The sequence below is a fragment of the Pedomonas sp. genome, from assembly GCF_036515995.1.
GTDB lineage: Bacteria > Pseudomonadota > Alphaproteobacteria > Sphingomonadales > Sphingomonadaceae > Pedomonas.
Genome location: NZ_DATBUP010000227.1, coordinates 1 through 16512, shown reverse-complemented (window position 1 = coordinate 16512; position 16512 = coordinate 1). Strand labels below are relative to the sequence as shown.

Below are 16512 nucleotides of genomic sequence, written 5' to 3'. Positions count from 1 at the left end.
CCATTCGTTGCCAGTGGCATCCAATGTCAGCATTCAGCCAGGAGGAGACCGATCATGGCGATGCGGGATTTGATGCCTCGCGGGCGTGGGCGCGGCGGCGGTATGGGCAGCAGCCTGCTTGGGCCAAACGACATGCAGAGCCCGATGCTCAGCCTGCGGCGTGAGATCGAGAGCCTGTTCGATGACATGATGCGCGGCGGACTAGCCCCGTTCTCTGGCTCGCCGTTTGCCGGCTCGGCGCTGGGACGCATGGGCGGCGAACAGCGCACCATGCAGTGGCCGAACATCGAGATCACCCAGAACGACAATGAAGTCCGTATTCTTGCCGAGGTGCCGGGCCTCAACGAGGACGACGTAGAATTGACAGTCGAGGAAGGCGTGCTGACCATCCGCGGCGAGAAGAAGACCGAGACCGAGGACAAGGAGCGCGGCTATTCCGAACGCTACTACGGCCAGTTCGAGCGGCGCATTGCGCTGCCAGGCGGTGTGGACGAGGAAAACGCGCAGGCCGATTTCAGCAATGGCGTGTTGAGCATCACTCTTCCCAAGACCCAGCAGGCCGAACGGGCGCGGCGAATTCCCATCGGCGGCGGCATGCGCGGGCAGGGTCAGGGCCAGACGCAGGGCTTGCAACAGGCCGCGGCCAGCGGCCAGTGGCAGAACCAGCAGCAGGGTCAAAGCCAGCAGCAAAGCGAGGATCAGCAAGGCGAGGCGTCAAGACCGTCCGGACAGCAGACGCAGCGCAGCCAGCGCTCCGGCCGTGAACCGCCGCGGCAGCCACAGGAATAGCTTCGCTCGGCCACAGGAATTGGCTCAGCGGCGGCCGAACAGCTTCTCGATGTCTGATGGTTGCAGTTTGAGCCAGGTTGGACGGCCATGGTTGCACTGGCCGGAATTGGGTGTTTCTTCCATCTCGCGCAGCAGGGCGTTCATTTCCGTAACCGAAAGACGACGCCCTGCGCGCACCGAGCCGTGGCAGGCCATGGTGGCGCAGACCTCGTGCAGCTTCTCCTGAAGCGAGAAGGCCTCGCCCAGATGCACGATTTCATCCGCCAGGTCGCGCACCAGACCGTGCACGTCGGCCTTGCCGAGAAGGGCTGGCACTTCGCGCACCAGAATGGCGGCGGGGCCGAAGCGCTCGACAACGAGGCCGAGGGCTTCCAGGTCGCCCGCGCGGGTTTCGATGGCATCGGCAGCGATCTGGTCCAACTCCACCACCTCCGGCAGCAGGAGCATTTGGCGCTTGATGCCGCCTTCGGCCAGCGACGCCTTCATGCGCTCATAAACCAGCCGCTCGTGGGCGGCGTGCTGATCGACGATTACCATGCCGCCATCGCTGGTTTCGGCCACCACGTAGGTGTTGGCAATCTGGGCGCGGGCGGCACCCATCGGGAAGCGGGTGAGATCCTCAGATGCATCCTGTTCCGGCAGCGGCTGGGCGGCAGCACTGGAGGTGGTGGGGGCATGCGGTGCAAAATCGGCCCCGAAACCCTCAAGTTGGCGCGGCTGGCCAGCGGCTGGCGCACCAGCATTGTAATTCACCGTCCAGTCGCTGACGCGTGGCGAGACCGTGGAGCCGGAATAGCCCCCCGAGGGGCGGGACTGGAAGCCGAAGCTTGCACCCGGATTGTAGGGCGCAGGCGCATCCGATTGGGCGGCGCTTCTTCCCAGTGCGCCGAGAGCTGCGGCGGCGACGGTGGTGGACGAGCGCTGGCCCGCCGCCTGAAGTCCGGCGCGCAGGCCGCCGACGATCAGCCCGCGCACCATCGCGGCATTCTCGAAGCGCACCTCGGCCTTAGTCGGGTGAACGTTCACATCCACGAAGCCCGGCGGGGTGTCGAGGAATAGGGCAACGACGGGGAAGCGGTCGTGTGCCAGCACATCCTGATACGCCCCGCGAATGGCCCCAAGCAGCAGGCGGTCCCGCACCGGGCGGCCATCAACGAACAGGAACTGATGATCGCCCACCCCCCGGTTGTAGGTGGGCAGGCTGGCGAACCCGTGCAGGCGCAGCCCCTCGCGCGTGACGTCCACCGGTATGGCGTTGTCGGTGAACTCGACGCCGAGCACGTCGGTCAGGCGTCCGGCGCCGGCCACGAACAGGTCTCCTGACTGGGAGGCGCTCTGGAACAGGGTGCGGCCATTGTGGGTGACGGTAAAGCCCACGTGCGGGTGTGCCATGGCAAGGCGGCGCACGATATCGAGGCACGCAGTCAGCTCGGCCCGCTCCGTCTTCAGGAACTTGAGGCGGGCGGGCAGGCGCGAGAACAGGTCGGCAACCGTGATGCGGGTGCCTGGATTCATGCCGGTGGGCGCATCCGCCGTCACCTGACCGTAATCCACCTTTACCCGCCAGCCGGTTTCCTGTTCGACCGGGCGGCTGGCGATTTCCAAGCAGCTGACCGAGGCGATGGAGGGCAGGGCCTCGCCCCGGAAGCCGAGCGAGCGGATGAGCGAGAGATCGTCCGCCGGCAGCTTGGAGGTGGCGTGACGCTCAACCGCCAGCCGGATTTCCTCCGGCGCCATGCCGCAGCCGTCATCGGTGATGCGGATCAGGCGGCGGCCGCCTTCCTCCAGATCGATGGTGACGCGGCGCGCCCCTGCGTCGAGCGAGTTCTCGAGCAACTCCTTCACCGCGTTGGCGGGACGCTCAACAACTTCACCGGCTGCAATCTGGTTGACGAGATGGTCTGGCAAGCGGCGGATCTTCATGGGACGCACTTTACCCGCCCCCCATTCCACATTCCAGCACGCATAAGGCTACGCCTGAAAAAACAATGGCCTTAACTAGTCTGAAAGTGTGTGCGGCGTTTTATGGTAAAATCAACTTTATGCTTGGCGATGCGTGACTGAGCCGCCATTGTGCGCCACTGAAACACTGCGATTCGCGCTGCAGTGCAAACTGTGGCGCACAGGGCGCAGCAGCGACGCCACCACCATTACGGAACGACTATGGCAGGGATGTTCAGCCGCTTTCTCAGCTTCCTTTCGTCGGACATGGCAATCGACCTCGGTACGGCCAACACCCTCGTTTACGTGCGGGGGCGGGGTGTCGTGCTCAACGAGCCGTCGGTCGTGGCCATTCAGAACGACAATGGCCGCAAGCACGTGATCGCGGTCGGCAGTGAGGCCAAGCCGATGATGGGCCGCACGCCGGGCAACATCGAAGTGATCCGCCCGCTGCGTGACGGCGTGATCGCCGACATCTACGTGGCGGAAGAGATGATCAAGCACTTCATCCGGAAAGTGCACAACCGCCGCTCCTTCGCCTCGCCGGAAATCGTGATCTGCGTCCCGTCGGGCTCCACCTCGGTGGAACGCCGCGCCATCCGCGATGCCGCCAACAACGCCGGCGCCAGCCAGGTTTACCTGATCGAGGAGCCGATGGCGGCGGCAATCGGCGCTGGTCTGCCGGTCATCGAGCCGACGGGTTCGATGGTGGTGGACATCGGCGGCGGCACCACGGAAGTGGCCGTGCTCTCGCTGCGCGGCATTGCCTATGCCAACTCGGTACGCGTGGGCGGCGACAAGATGGATGAGTCCATCATCAACTACGTGCGCCGCAACCATAACCTCCTGATTGGTGACTCGACCGCCGAGCGCATCAAGAAGGAGATCGGCACCGCCTATCCGCCCGCTGACGGGCAGGGCAAGACGCTGGAAATCAAGGGTCGTGACCTGATGAACGGCGTGCCGAAGGAAATCATCATCAACCAGGGGCAGATTGCCGAAGCGCTGTCGGAAACCGTCTCGGCCCTCATCGAGGGCGTGAAGGTGGCTCTGGAGAACACCGCTCCGGAACTTGCTGCCGACATTGTGGACAAGGGTATTGTTCTGACTGGCGGCGGCGCGCTGCTGGGCGACGTGGACCGGGTGCTGCGCGAGGCGACAGGCCTGCCGGTTTCCGTGGCCGAGGAGCCGCTGAGCTGCGTGGCGCTGGGCACGGGCCGGGCACTGGAAGATCCCGTTTATCGGGGCGTTCTCACCACGGCGTACTAAGCTGCCCTCCATGGCAAGATCTGCTTGGGGCTCGGTTTACTGCTGAACGGACGGGGAGCCGGTATGCCGTTGCCGCAAGGCACGACAACTGCATATCAACCGGCGCGCTGGCGCTGGTTCCTGTCGCGCGCCCTCGTCATCGTGCTGGTGCTGACGGGCGTGATGCTCATGGTGCTGAACCGCTCCGCCGTGCGGGTGGGCGATGGGCTGACCTCGGCGGCGCTGGACGGCGTCGCCCCGGTCCTCTCCGCCATGCGCGCGCCGTTTGAATGGGTGAAGGCCGCCTCGGGCGAGGTGCAGAGCTATTTCTTCGTACACTCCCGCAATCAGGCGCTTGAGGCGGACGCGGTCCGGCTGAAGGAAATCGAGAGCCACAACCGCACGCTGATGGCGGAAAACCGCCGCCTGAAGCAACTGCTCGGCATCGTCGAGCCGGAACAGGACGTGGTGGGCGCGGCGCGTATCGTCGGCTCGACCGGTGGCTCCTATGTGCGCAGTGCCATCATCCTGCGGGGCGCGCGCGATGGCGTGGCGAAGGGCCAGCCGGTGCGCGACGCGGATGGACTGGTGGGGCAGGTGATCGACGTGGGTTATGCCTCGGCACGCATCCTGCTGCTGACGGACCTTGCCAGCCGCATTCCGGTGCGGGTGGAGGAGAGCAACCGCACCGCCATTGCCTCAGGACTGAACGAGAAGCAGATCGCCCTCCAGTTTCTATCGCCCGGTGAGCCACTGAAGGCGGGCGATCGTCTCGTGACCTCGGGTGACGGTGGCACGTTCCCGCCGGGCATTCCGGTTGCCATCATCACTCAGCCGCGCGGTCCCGAGCCGAAGGCGCGTCCGCTCGCCAACCCGGGCGGGCTGGATTTCGTGCTGGTGCTGCGCCCGTTCGTGCCGGAAGCGTTCAAGAATCCGGAGGCGACCTCGCGGCTGCAGGCCGTCATGCCGGAACACGCCGGGGGCGAGGCGATTGCCGCGCCGCCGTTCCCCGTGCCGGACAAGCCGTTGCCGGGCGTGCAGCCCGCCCCGGAACAGCCTGCATCCCAACCCACGCCTGACAAGGCCGGGTCTGCAAAGACTGCGCCGGCAACGCCTGCGGCTGCAAAGCCTGGTACGCCGAAAACGCCAGCAGGGCAGGCGGCACCCGCACAATGACAGAACCCTGGGCGCTCCTGAGACGGGAAGAGCGGTTCGCGCTCGTTGCCTCCAGTTGGCGATGGGCGATCCCGACGCTCATGACGATCGTGTCGGTCATCGGCATGGTGCTGCCGGTTTTCGTGCCGGGACCCGTGTTGCCGCACCTGCCGTTCCTGTGCATATTCTACTGGTCCATTCACCGCCCCGACCTGATGCCGAGCTGGGCGGCGTTCCTGGCCGGGCTGGTGGTGGATGCCACCCTGACGTTGCCGATCGGCCTGAACGCCACGCTGTTCACCCTATTCTCGGCGGGGCTGGCCAGCCAGATCACGGTGTTTCAGTCACGTCCCTTCGTCTTCAGCTTGGGCGCGGGTGTTTTCGTCGTGCTGCTCTTTCAACTGCTGAGTTGGCTGCTATTGCTGTTTTTCCAGCCGGGGTTGCAGCTTGCGCCGTTCATGGTGCAGGGTCTTACCAGTCTGGCGATGATGCCGTTCCTGTTCCGGATCGCAGCCTTTCTGCAGGTTCGGATCGTGGACAGGTTTTGACGTGAGACCAGGGGCAGCCTCCACCTGATGGAAACCGAAGCCGACCGTATTCGCATTTTCTCCCGCCGCGCGTTGCTGCTGGGCGGGGCGCAGGCTGCCGTGTTCGCCACGCTGGCGGCCCGCATGGGCTATCTCTCGATCTTCGAGAACAATCGCTACACGCTGCAGGCGGAAGACAACCGGGTTTCCATCCGTCCGATCCTGCCGCGCCGGGGCCTCATCCTCGACCGAAAGGGATACCCGCTGGCACTGAACCGGCAGGACTACCGCCTTGCCGTCGTGCCCGAGGAAGTGGAGGACTTGGAGGCGACGCTGGCCGCCATCCGCCAGATTGTGCCGCTGGATGAGGATGACCTTGAAAAGGTCCGCACCCAGATCAAGCGTGTACCGGGGTTCATGCCGGTGGAAGTGGCGCGCGATATCGACTGGCAGGCGTTTACCGCCATCAACGTGAAGCTGCCCAACCTCTCCGGTGTGCAGCCGGTGCAGGGCTACAACCGCTATTACCCGGACGGCGAGGCGGTGGCGCACGTGCTGGGCTATGTGGGCGCGCCCAACGAGAAGAACATCGAGAAGGATCCGGACCCGATCCTGCGTCTGCCAGGCTTCAAGGTGGGCAAGGGCGGTCTGGAAGAGACGTTCGACAAGCGTCTTCGCGGCCGGGCCGGCGCGGACCGGGTGGAGGTGAATGCACGCGGGCGTATCCTGCGCTCGCTGGGGCGCACCGAGGATACGCCGGGGGATCCCGTCACGCTGACGCTGGACCGGGAGCTGCAGGTTTACTCCGCCTGGCGCTTGCAAGGCGAGGCAGCCTCTGCCGTGGTGATGGATGTCCACACGGGCGAGATCCTGTCCCTCTGCTCGACGCCTGCGTTTGATCCCAACGATTTTTCCGGCGGCATCCGCACCAAGGTATGGAAGTCCCTGCTGGGGGATGAGCGCCACCCGCTACTCAACAAGCCATTGCAGGGGCTTTATCCGCCGGGCTCCACGTTCAAGATGGTGGTGACGCTGGCGGCGCTGGAAGCGGGCATTACGCCGAAGGAATCGGTGGTTTGCACCGGGCGCTACATGCTGGGCAATCACGGCTTCCACTGCTGGAAGCGGGGCGGGCACGGCTATGTCGATATGCGGCGCGCCATGTTCCAGAGTTGCGACGTCTGGTATTACGACGTCAGCCGCAAGATCGGCGTGGATGCCATCGCTCGCATGGCGCGCCGGTTCGGTTTCGGCGAGAAGTTCGAGCTGCCGCTGCCCTCGCAGCGGGCGGGGCTGGTGCCGGACACGGAGTGGAAGCGCAAACGCTACGGCAAGGCCTGGCTGACCGGCGAGACGCTGAACGCCTCCATCGGACAAGGCTACATGCAGGCAACACCGCTGCAGCTGGCGGTCATGACCGCACGGCTTGCCAGCGGACGCACCGTGGTGCCGCGGCTCATCAAGCCGGAGAAGCCGATTGCTCCCGCCCGGCCGCTCGGGATTCCCGAGGAGCACCTTGCCATCGTGCGGCAGGCGATGACCGATGTAGTGAACTCTCCCGAAGGCACGGCGCGGGTGGCCCGCATCCGCCTGCCGGGCGTCACCCTTGCGGGCAAGACCGGTACCGCGCAGGTGCGACGGATTACGGCCGCCGAGCGCCGCTCCGGCGTGCTGAGCAACAACCAGTTGCCGTGGCGCTACCGTGACCACGCGCTGTTCGTCTCCTACGCGCCGGTGGAAGCGCCGCGCTACGCCTGTGCGGTGGTGGTGGATCACGGCGGCTCCGGCTCAGGTGCGGCGTCGCCCATGGCGCGCGACATTCTCACCTTCGCGCTGGCGCAGGAGCGGAACATGGATCTGCCCCAGCGGCAGACCTTCGGGCCGCAGCAGGCTCCCTCCGCACCGGAGGCGACCGGAGCAACCGGGAACATCGGGCCGGTGGCGGGAGCAGAAGAGGCAGCGCCCGCATCGTCTTCCGCCGCGCCGTCTGCTCCTGCCGCAGCAGGAGAGGGACAGGTCACGGCTGCAGCAGCCGGTGCATCCGGAGGCGAGGCGGCTCCGGCGCCAGCGCCAGATGCCGCAGCGCCCGTGCCCGCATCTCATGGAGGTTGAGCGTGGTCGAGACCCTGTCCATTCCTGAGAAGCTGCGCCGCCTGAACTGGTGGATTGTCTTTACCATCCTGCTGCTGACCGGCTTTGGTCTTGCAGTGCTCTACTCCGCCGCCGGAGACGGGGGCAATTTCCAGCCCTATGCCATGAAGCAGAGCATGCGCTTTGCCGTCTTTCTCGTCATGATGCTGGGGCTGGCCACCATCGATTTGAAATGGTGGCTGAAAACAGCCTATCCCGCCTATGGCGTCGTTCTGGTCATGCTGATTGTCGTTGAGGTCTTCGGCAAAGTGGCGGGCGGCGCGCAGCGCTGGATTGATCTTGGGATCATCCGGCTCCAACCCTCTGAATTCATGAAGATTACGATCATTCTGGCACTGGCGCGTTACTATCACAACCTGCCGCGTGTCTATGTGACCAGCTTCTACCACATGCTGCCGCCGCTCGCGATGATCGGCGTTCCGGTCTGTCTGGTGCTGCTGCAACCGGATCTGGGCACGTCGATCCTGATCACCTGCGGCGGTGTTGCGATCATGTTCATGTCCGGTATCCGGGCTTGGCTGTTCTGGGCTGCAGGCGCTGCGATGGCCGCCGCGCTGCCGATCGCCTGGAGCATGATGCACACTTACCAGCAGAAGCGGGTGATGATCTTCATGAACCCGGAGATGGACCCGCTGGGCTCCGGCTACCACATCACCCAGTCCAAGATCGCCATCGGCTCGGGCGGCATCTTCGGCAAAGGCTACCTGATGGGCACCCAGAGCCACCTTGACTTTCTGCCCGAGATGCACACCGACTTCGTGTTCGCCATGATGGCCGAGGAGTGGGGGCTGATCGGCGGCCTGTTCCTGCTGACCATGTTCTCCATCCTGCTCGGCTGGGGGTTGTGGACGGCGCTGACCTCCCGCTCGCACTTCGGGCGGCTACTGGCCATGGGGCTGAACGTGACGATCTTCCTCTACGTTGCCATCAACCTGATGATGGTGATGGGACTTGCGCCGGTGGTGGGCGTGCCACTTCCGTTGCTGTCCTACGGCGGCTCGGCGATGCTGACGGTCATGATCGCGTTCGGGATTCTTTTTTCATGCTCCCTAAACCGCGATACGGCCATGCTGACCGAGGGTCCGAACCTTCGTTAAGCTTGCTGCTTCGAGAAAAAATTGTTTAATTTCTGAGTCTTGTCACTTTTTTCCAAAAAACTGAAAGAAAGGTCTGGACAGGTCTCGGAAAACGCCTTAAACGCCCCGCCACACACCGACGGAGTGGACGCATAGCTCAGTTGGTAGAGCAGCTGACTCTTAATCAGCGGGTCCAAGGTTCGAATCCTTGTGCGTCCACCACTCCTTCTCCTGAATGACCGTCGAAACCTTTCTCTCGGAAAAATCAGAATAAACTCGGACGCCTCTCTGGCGATCGCGCGCGGTTATTTCCGCTGCGGTACGGTCCACAGGTAAATGGTGCGGCCGTCGATGTTCTTGGTCACCTCAGGCTCCCAGTCGCCCATGTTGAAGGCGTGGCTGACGATGCGGCTGCCGGGCTTCAGCTCCTTCAGCAGCTTGGGGCGCAGTTTCAAATTCACGTCAGGCAACAGGTAGAGCGTCACCACGTTGGCCTTGCTGAGGTCGGTCGTGAACAGGTCTGCCGTGCGGAAGGAGACGCGATCGGTCACGCCTTCCTTTTGCGCATTCTCGTTGGCTTCCTTGACCCGCTGGGGATTGATGTCGATGCCCATTGCGGTCACGCCGTAGCGCTTGGCGGCGGTGATGGGGATGCGGCCATCGCCCGAGCCGAGGTCGTAAACCACATCGCCCTTCTTGACGGCTGCCAGTTCAAGCATCGCATCCACCACCTCCTGCGGGGTCGGCACGTAGGGCACGTCGGGCTGGCGGGAGGGCTGCTCGCTGGCCGAAGCGGGGGCTCCGGCGGCGGGCGCGGGCTGCTGGGCTGAGGCGGCACCCACCGGCACCGTGAGGATCGTCATGGCGGCTGCAAGCGCGTAGATCGCTTTCATCGTGCGGCTTCCTTGCTGGTTGAGGGAAGAAAAAACAGAAGAAGGGCGCCCGTCGCCAGCACGCCTGCGCCCACAAGGGCGCCCCAGCCGGTGTAGGCGAGGCTCGACCAGAGCAGATAGATGTTGGCGGCGCAGAACAGGATGGGCGTCAGCGGATAGAGCGGCACCCTGAAGGGCCGGGGCGTGTCCGGCGCGCGATGGCGCAATACGAACAGCGAGATGCCCACAAGCAGGAAAAAGAACCAGAACACCGGCGCGGTGTATTCCACCGCCAGCTGAAAGCCGTCTCGTGCGAACGCTCCGGCGATCACCAGCAGCAGCGATACCCCGCCTTGTATAAGCAGCGCGTTGCCGGGCGAGCCTGTCGTCCCGTTCCAGTGACCGAGGAAGCGGAGCGCTGGCATGTCTCGCCCCAGGGCGTAGGTGGAGCGCGCCCCGGTGATGATGGTGGCATTGGCCGAGGTGAGCGCTGCGATGACGACTGCAGCCGTGATGATGGCGGCACCGACGTCTCCGCCTGCCCGGCGCATCAGCTCGGCGGCAACGGCATCGGATGCCGCCATGCCATCCAGCCCCAGCGCCCGCACGTAGGCAAGGTTCGCCAGCAGGTACAGGACGGTGATGGTGCCAAGGCCGAGAAGCAGGACGTGCAGCATTTTGCGCGGGCCGCCGCGCAGTTCCGCCGAGATGTAGACCGCCTCGTTCCAGCCGCCGTAGGTAAGCAGCACGAACACCATGACGAGCCCGAGCGCGCTGCTCGATGCCGTGGCTTCGGCGGGTGGGGCGGGTGGTGCGCCAGGTGCAAGCGCAAGCCCGGCGACGATGACGATGGCGAGCCCTGCCACCTCAAGCAGTGTGAGCAGGTTCTGCGTGCGCGTTGCCTGTCGCACGCCAAGCCAGTTGATCGTGGTCAGCACGATGACGGCAAGGGCCGCATAGATGCCGGATCCGTTCGGGCCCAGCGGCACTAGGGCAGCCAGATAATCGCCGAACACGAAGCACAGGATCGCCACGGAGCCGGTCTGGATGACCGCCAATCGGGCCCAGGCGTAGAGGAAGGCGATGCGCTCGCCAAAGGCACGGCGCAGATAATGGTAATCTCCGCCCGCATGGGGAAAGGCACTCGCCAGCTCGGCGTAGCAAAGAGCACCGATCAGGGCGACCAAACCGCCCGCAAGCCACACGGCCATCAGCATCAGTTCGCTGGAGACGCCGCCCGCCACCAGCGAGGGAGTGCGGAAAATACCCGCACCGAGCACGATGCCAACGGTAATGGCAACCGCATCGCGCGTGCGCAGTACCGGACGCGGCTCGCTCGTTGGCGCGCCCGTTGTCGTGCCGTCTGAGTCGAAATCTGCCCCCCGCATCCGCCCTTTCCGATCTCACCCCGAAGAGCTAGGCAGAACGTTCGAGGGGCGGTCCAGTTGCATCGGCCGGGGTCAGCCGGTTACTCCCGCTATGGCGTAGAGAGCCGCGCCTGCAAGCGAGCAGGCGGCCAGAACAGGCAGCATTCCCAGTTTAAATCGGAAGATCGCGATCAGTGCCGCAAGGGTTAGAAGCCATGCGGCCGGTCGGGCAGTCTCCGGCACGGGGATGTCAAAAGTCCCGAAGGCGAACGGCACGGAGCGCACCGTGCCGAACAGCGTGTGCAGCGCGAACCAGACGGCAAGGTTGAGGATGACGCCGACCACGGCGGCGGTAACTGCGGTCATGGCTGCTGACAGAGCGGTGTTGTTGCGCAGGCGCTCGATGAAGGGCGCGCCGAGGAAGATCCAGAGGAAGCAGGGCACGAACGTGACCCAGGTGGTGAGCAGCGCCCCAAGCGTGGCCGCAAGCAAGGTAGGAAGGCCGCCGGGTTCGCGCAGGGCACCGAGAAACCCGACGAATTGCACGACCATGATGAGCGGGCCGGGCGTGGTCTCCGCCATGCCGAGGCCATCCAGCATTTCGCCGGGTTGCAGCCAGCCGTATGTGCTCACGCCTTCCTGCGCCACGTAGGCCAGCGCAGCGTAGGCCCCGCCGAACGTGACGACGGCCATTTTCGAGAAGAAGATGCCGATCTGGCTGAACACGTTGTCCGGGCCGAGGGTTGCGGCGAGTGCCACGACCGGGCCGAGCCAGAGCAGGAGCATCACGCCGGAGACGCGCAGCGACCAGCTCAGATTGGGCTGGGCATGGGCGGGAACCTGTTCACCCAGAAGCGAGGTCGCATCCGTGTCCGAGCTGTTGGATGACGCGGCTGTGCGGGCGGGCGAGGGGACAAGGCTCACGCCCGCCCGGTTGCTCACATACCCGATGAAGGCGGCCGCCAGAACGATCAGGGGAAACGGCACGTCGAGCACGAAAATGGCCAGGAAGGCTGATATGGCGATGGCAACGAGGCCGCGGCTTTTCAGGGCGCGGCTGCCAATGCGCACCACTGCCTGCAGCACGATGGCCAGAACCGCTGTCTTGAGGCCGAAGAATACGGCGCTGACGATGCCGGTCTTGCCATAGAGGGCATAGACGAAACTGAGGGCTAGAATGGAGACGAGGCCGGGCAGGATGAAGAGCAGGCCCGCTGCCAGCCCGCCTTTCGTGCGATGCATGAGCCAGCCGATATAGGTCGCCAGTTGCTGCGCCTCGGGCCCCGGCAACAGCATGCAATAGTTGAGGGCGTGGAGGAACCGGCTTTCGCCGATCCAGCGCTGTTCCTCCACCAGAATTCGGTGCATGACCGCGATCTGCCCTGCCGGCCCTCCGAAGGAGAGAAGGGCAATGCGCGTCCAGACCCAGAGGGCCTTGCGGAACGGAACCGGCGCTGCAACGTCTGTATGCTTCGCTCTACTTGCCGCTGTCTCGGTCACGCCGTCGGGTCCCCTGATGGTTTAGGGAAGTGTACCGTTCCGTCACAGAACTGTCCTGCCGTAAACTCACTATTGTTTATAATAGCCTAATGGTTGCTACTCGCGCCAATTGACTTGGAAAATTGAAATTTTATTGCAATAGACCAGTAAAACAGTACGTAATCGTAACAGAAAAAGCCAATATTAGTGCTGATTCTGGGCTGCAGGCGAAGGTCTGTTAGTCCTGCGTTCATCTTCGATGCATGAAGATAAGCTTCGTGGGGTCCGGTGCGGCAGCGAAATAGTTGAGCCAAGACGGATCACTATTTGTTGCTGTTGCGTATTAACCATCTTGTACACTGTGTTTGGCAAGCACGGTTTCGTCCGGTTTTTCCGTGACGGTGCGGCGTCTGTCAGTTGGGCACGTGTGGCGTGCCTATCCACATTCATATCTGTTCACAGGGGCGTTGGGTCCTGGTTTCCGGTTCGTGACAAAAGCGTTCATGGCACCGGAAACTGTGCGATCAGGCAGCGCCCCGTTTTTGGGGAAAGGAAGCACGATGGCACCCGCTGACGTGGAATGGGTATTTGGGGTCGTCCGGGCGGGGCGCGACTACCAGGGCATGGAAAACGCCAAATCTGGTGGAGCGGGCTACGAATTCACTGCAACCATCATCGTTCGGGGACATACGGCGGAAATCGTTGGTGGTGCAGGACGCCTGACTCCCGCGCTCGCGAAGGAGATCGAAATCGCTCTTCATTCTCATGGTATCACGACAGCCATTTGGGAGCGCTTCAATGGCGACCCGAAGAAGCTGGTCCGTGCCACGCGGGGACGAACGTCTCGCGAAGAGGAAGCTGAGCATTTCATATCTGCGCCTCAGGAATATGAGGACAGGATGCCGGAACCGGATCCCGTTCCAGAACCCGTTGCTGACCTTCACTCCATCAGGAAGCATCACCCTGGCCTTCAGAGCATTGGGCAGAGCCTTGGGATTTCCGCCTACGGCAACGTGCAATACAGCATGAACGGCTTTTCGCAGGAACGGAATAGTGCCTGCTCTCACCGTCTGACCGGAGCACGAGCGCCGCAAATGGAACTGGCCCTGCGTCAGAAAGTAGGCAGTCGATAAAGCCGGATCCCAAAGCTCCGGCTTTATCATATCCGGGCATTGGCTGCTTTCGGGCAGCCGATGCCGGCGGATATGGCCATGGGTGGTAGACTATCGATGAGCTGTTCCCGAACGGGCGCAGTCATAAGACGAGCGAATCTGCATCACCGGTTTTCGATGCGGGCGGCGCCGGGCATTAAGCCATTAGCGCCGACCAGCAGCCATCACTGCCGGGTTGGCTCCTCGTCGTCCTCTTCATCCTCGTCTTCGGATTCTTCATCGTCCTCTTCGTCTTCGTCGTCTTCATCCTCATCGTCATCGAGGGTGAAGCCGACCTTCAGGACGACCTGATAATGGCTGACGTCGCCGTCTTCGATATGGCCGCGAATCTGCTTCACCTCGAACCAGCGCAGATGACGGAGAGATGAACCCGCCTTGGAGATGGCGACTTCGATAGCATCATCAATGCCCGTGTCGGACGAACCGACCAGCTCGATTACCTTGTAAACGTGATCCTGCATCAACTTCACTCCTGCCGCCGGGCGTTGCTGCTGCTTGGCTGTTGAAAGGACAACGCCACCCGAGGGGCGGGAGTTCCCCATGTCTTGAAGCAGGGAGCTTCAACCTGTCCGATGTGTGTACCGCTGTAGAAAAGGTGGCAGTTGAGAGGTGGTCAGGGGCGGGGTCAAATGATATGTCGCCACCCGGCGATGCCGTGAACCGGCATCGGCAGAGCCCACCAGGGCCCCTGTCCTGCGCAATCAGCCTGCGCAACCGGCCAACGTAACCGGCCATCGTAACCGGAGAGTAGAGAAGCGGCATGTTCACGCGTATCGATCGGTATATGGGTCGGCTCATGATCGTGCCGATGGTGGCGACCCTTGCGGTGTCTGCCATGCTGCTTCTGCTCGAGCGGATGCTGAATCTGTTCAACTTCGTCATCAACGAAGGCGGGCCGGTGACGGTGGTCTGGCAGATGCTGGCCAACCTGATGCCGGAGCAGTTCGGTTTCGCCCTGCCGATCAGCCTGCTGCTGGGCGTAATGATGGCGGTGCGCACCCTGGCGCTGAACAGCGAAATGGATGCATTGCTGGGCGCAGGCGTCAGCCATGGCCGCCTGTTGCGCGTGCCGCTGCTGGTGGCCGGGCTGCTGGCGCTGCTGACCGTCTGGCTGGTAGGGTATGAGCAGCCCTATTCACGCTACGCCTATGAGCGGCTGCGGTTCGAGCTTCAGAGCGGCGCACTGGGTGCGAGCATCAAGGTGGGCGAGTTCGCCAAGCTTGGCGAGAACATCACCATGCGCGTGGACGGCTCGGAAGATGGCGGGCAGAAGCTCAGTCACGTCTTCCTGCGGGCAGAGGAGAAGCGCTACGGCACGGTGGTCGCCTCGGCCCAGCGTGCGACCTTCCTCTCGACCGACAACCCGGATGTGCTGTTGCTGCGCCTATTCGAGGGCGTGCTGGTGCAGGACAAGCCGGGGCAGGCCGCGCCGAGCGTTCTGAGCTTCAATCTTCACGACATTCCGATCAACCTGCCGCACCTGGAATCATTCCGGGCGCGCGGCAAGCAGCTGGAATTCACGCTGTCCGAGTTATGGAACGCCAGCGCCGACCCCAAACGCACAGAGGAATTGCAGCGTCAGGCGCAGGGTACCTTGCACCGGCGTCTGGTGCAGGTGGCTGTGCTGCTGCCGTTGCCGTTCCTTGGGCTCGCGCTGGCGGTGCCGCCCAAGCGCAGCTCGACGTCGCTCGGCATCTTCGTCGGCATCTTCCTCCTGTTGCTGCTCAACGAGTTCAACAAGGCCGGTGAGACCGCAGTGCAGCTGGGCGCGGCTCCGCCGTGGCTTGCCATCTGGACGCCGTTCGCGGCGTTCTGCGTCATGTCGGTCGGGGCCTATCTTGTGCTGGTCAACAAGGTGGGCGGCCATCCGCTGACGCCGCTGTTCGCGCTCAGCAATCGCATAACGCGCGCTGCACTCCACCTGCGCCGCAGGGTGATGCGCCTCGTGCGCCGCTGACGTCAGGCGCAGGGCGACTCCAACCAGCTCAAATGAAAGCGGGCAGAGGGTCTGGAACCCTCTGCCCGCTTAAACTGCGTATCTGAAGTTCGCGCGATCAACGAGCGATATGAGCGGTTGCGCCCTCTGGCGTCTCGTCCGTGCAGGCGCTGGTGGCGGCTTGCCGGGCGAGAACCTCGCGGTAATGGCCAACCAGCGTTTCCATCACATTGTCCCAATCGTACTGGGCGCTGAGCTTGCGGCCTGCGGCCCCCATCTGGCGGCGCAGGTTGTCGTTGGTGATCAGGTCCGCCGTGCGGTTGACGTAATCTTCAAGACTGGTCGGCGTCACAAGGTAACCGTTGCTGCCGGACACGATGAGCGAGCGGCTGCCGGTGGCGTCTGCGCAGATGCCGGGCAGGCCGGATGCCATGGCCTCGAGCGTCACGTTGCCGAATGCCTCGGTGGTGCTCGGGTTGATGAAGATGTCGGAGCTGGCGTAGGCGCGGGACAGATCGTCTCCCGCCAGGAAGCCGGTGAAGATGGCGTTGGGCAGACGCTCCTGCATGGGCGCGCGCTCCGGCCCTTCGCCGACGATCATCACCTTGTGGGAGACGCCGCGCTTCTCGAGCGTGTCAGACAGGGCGGCGAGCACGTCGAGGCCCTTCTCGAGCACGAGGCGGCCGACGAACAGCAGCACGACTTCATCCGCGCCGATGCCGAGGGACTGACGCCAGCCCCAGTCGCGACGGCCGGGGTGGTATTGCCGGCGGTCCACACCCCGGCTCCAGATGCGGAT

General features: G+C 63.8%; 13 protein-coding genes, 1 tRNA gene and 1 pseudogene. 9 read left to right on the top strand and 6 right to left on the bottom strand.

All coding sequences use genetic code 11. The features are described 5' to 3' along the window. Positions 1-54: 54 nt before the first annotated feature. Positions 55-789 carry an Hsp20/alpha crystallin family protein gene (locus VIG90_RS16690; RefSeq protein WP_331594653.1) on the top strand — a complete coding sequence of 245 codons (735 nt, stop codon included), beginning with the start codon at positions 55-57 and terminating at the stop codon, positions 787-789. Positions 790-813: 24 nt separating this feature from the next. On the opposite strand, the gene mutL is transcribed toward VIG90_RS16690, so the two are convergent. Next, on the bottom strand, positions 814-2712 hold the full coding sequence (gene mutL / locus VIG90_RS16685; RefSeq protein WP_331594652.1) for a DNA mismatch repair endonuclease MutL: 1899 nt from the start codon (positions 2710-2712) through the stop codon (positions 814-816). A 249-nt stretch (positions 2713-2961) separates the two neighbouring features. Here mutL and VIG90_RS16680 point away from each other — a divergent pair, with 249 nt between their 5' ends. The 6 genes from VIG90_RS16680 (at position 2962) to VIG90_RS16655 (ending at position 9109) form a co-directional block, all read left to right on the top strand. Next, on the top strand, positions 2962-3999 hold the full coding sequence (locus VIG90_RS16680; RefSeq protein ID WP_414695519.1) for a rod shape-determining protein: 1038 nt from the start codon (positions 2962-2964) through the stop codon (positions 3997-3999). 63 nt (positions 4000-4062) lie between these two features. After that, positions 4063-5154: a rod shape-determining protein MreC gene (gene mreC / locus VIG90_RS16675; protein ID WP_331594650.1), complete on the top strand. Its 1092-nt coding sequence runs from the start codon at positions 4063-4065 to the stop codon at positions 5152-5154. Next, entirely contained in the window at positions 5151-5681 is a 531-nt protein-coding gene (gene mreD / locus VIG90_RS16670; RefSeq protein ID WP_331594649.1) for a rod shape-determining protein MreD, read from the top strand. The genes mreC and mreD overlap by 4 nt, the downstream gene beginning before the upstream one ends. Positions 5682-5708: 27 nt before the next feature. Then, positions 5709-7772 carry a penicillin-binding protein 2 gene (gene mrdA, locus VIG90_RS16665; RefSeq protein ID WP_331594648.1) on the top strand — a complete coding sequence of 688 codons (2064 nt, stop codon included), beginning with the start codon at positions 5709-5711 and terminating at the stop codon, positions 7770-7772. Positions 7773-7774: 2 nt separating this feature from the next. Then, positions 7775-8908 (top strand): rod shape-determining protein RodA, encoded by a 1134-nt coding sequence (rodA, locus tag VIG90_RS16660; RefSeq protein WP_331594647.1) that lies wholly within the window; start codon positions 7775-7777, stop codon positions 8906-8908. A 125-nt stretch (positions 8909-9033) separates the two neighbouring features. Continuing rightward, positions 9034-9109, top strand: a tRNA-Lys gene (locus VIG90_RS16655). Positions 9110-9192: 83 nt separating this feature from the next. Here VIG90_RS16655 and VIG90_RS16650 read toward each other — a convergent pair. The 3 genes from VIG90_RS16650 to chrA all read right to left on the bottom strand — a co-directional run bounded on the left by VIG90_RS16650 (position 9193) and on the right by chrA (position 12626). Beyond that, positions 9193-9780 (bottom strand): SAM-dependent methyltransferase, encoded by a 588-nt coding sequence (locus VIG90_RS16650; protein WP_331594646.1) that lies wholly within the window; start codon positions 9778-9780, stop codon positions 9193-9195. After that, a complete protein-coding gene (locus VIG90_RS16645; protein WP_331594645.1) occupies positions 9777-11147 on the bottom strand; it encodes an APC family permease in 1371 nt (456 codons plus the stop codon). The genes VIG90_RS16650 and VIG90_RS16645 overlap by 4 nt, the downstream gene beginning before the upstream one ends. A gap of 72 nt (positions 11148-11219) precedes the next feature. Continuing rightward, a complete protein-coding gene (gene chrA / locus VIG90_RS16640) occupies positions 11220-12626 on the bottom strand; it encodes a chromate efflux transporter (protein WP_331594644.1) in 1407 nt (468 codons plus the stop codon). Between the two features lie 539 nt (positions 12627-13165). Between chrA and VIG90_RS16635 the strand changes: the two genes are divergently transcribed. Continuing rightward, on the top strand, positions 13166-13738 hold the full coding sequence (locus VIG90_RS16635) for a hypothetical protein (RefSeq protein ID WP_331594643.1): 573 nt from the start codon (positions 13166-13168) through the stop codon (positions 13736-13738). Positions 13739-14037: 299 nt separating this feature from the next. Here VIG90_RS16635 and VIG90_RS16630 read toward each other — a convergent pair. Then, a pseudogene (locus tag VIG90_RS16630) lies at positions 14038-14238 on the bottom strand (dodecin); the annotation flags it as partial. A gap of 299 nt (positions 14239-14537) precedes the next feature. On the opposite strand from VIG90_RS16630, the gene VIG90_RS16625 reads away from it, so the two are divergent. After that, positions 14538-15734 carry an LptF/LptG family permease gene (locus VIG90_RS16625; protein ID WP_331594641.1) on the top strand — a complete coding sequence of 399 codons (1197 nt, stop codon included), beginning with the start codon at positions 14538-14540 and terminating at the stop codon, positions 15732-15734. Positions 15735-15831: 97 nt separating this feature from the next. On the opposite strand, the gene VIG90_RS16620 is transcribed toward VIG90_RS16625, so the two are convergent. Further along, positions 15832-16512 (bottom strand): glycosyltransferase (locus VIG90_RS16620; protein WP_331594640.1); only part of this gene is annotated, 681 nt, incomplete at its 5' end.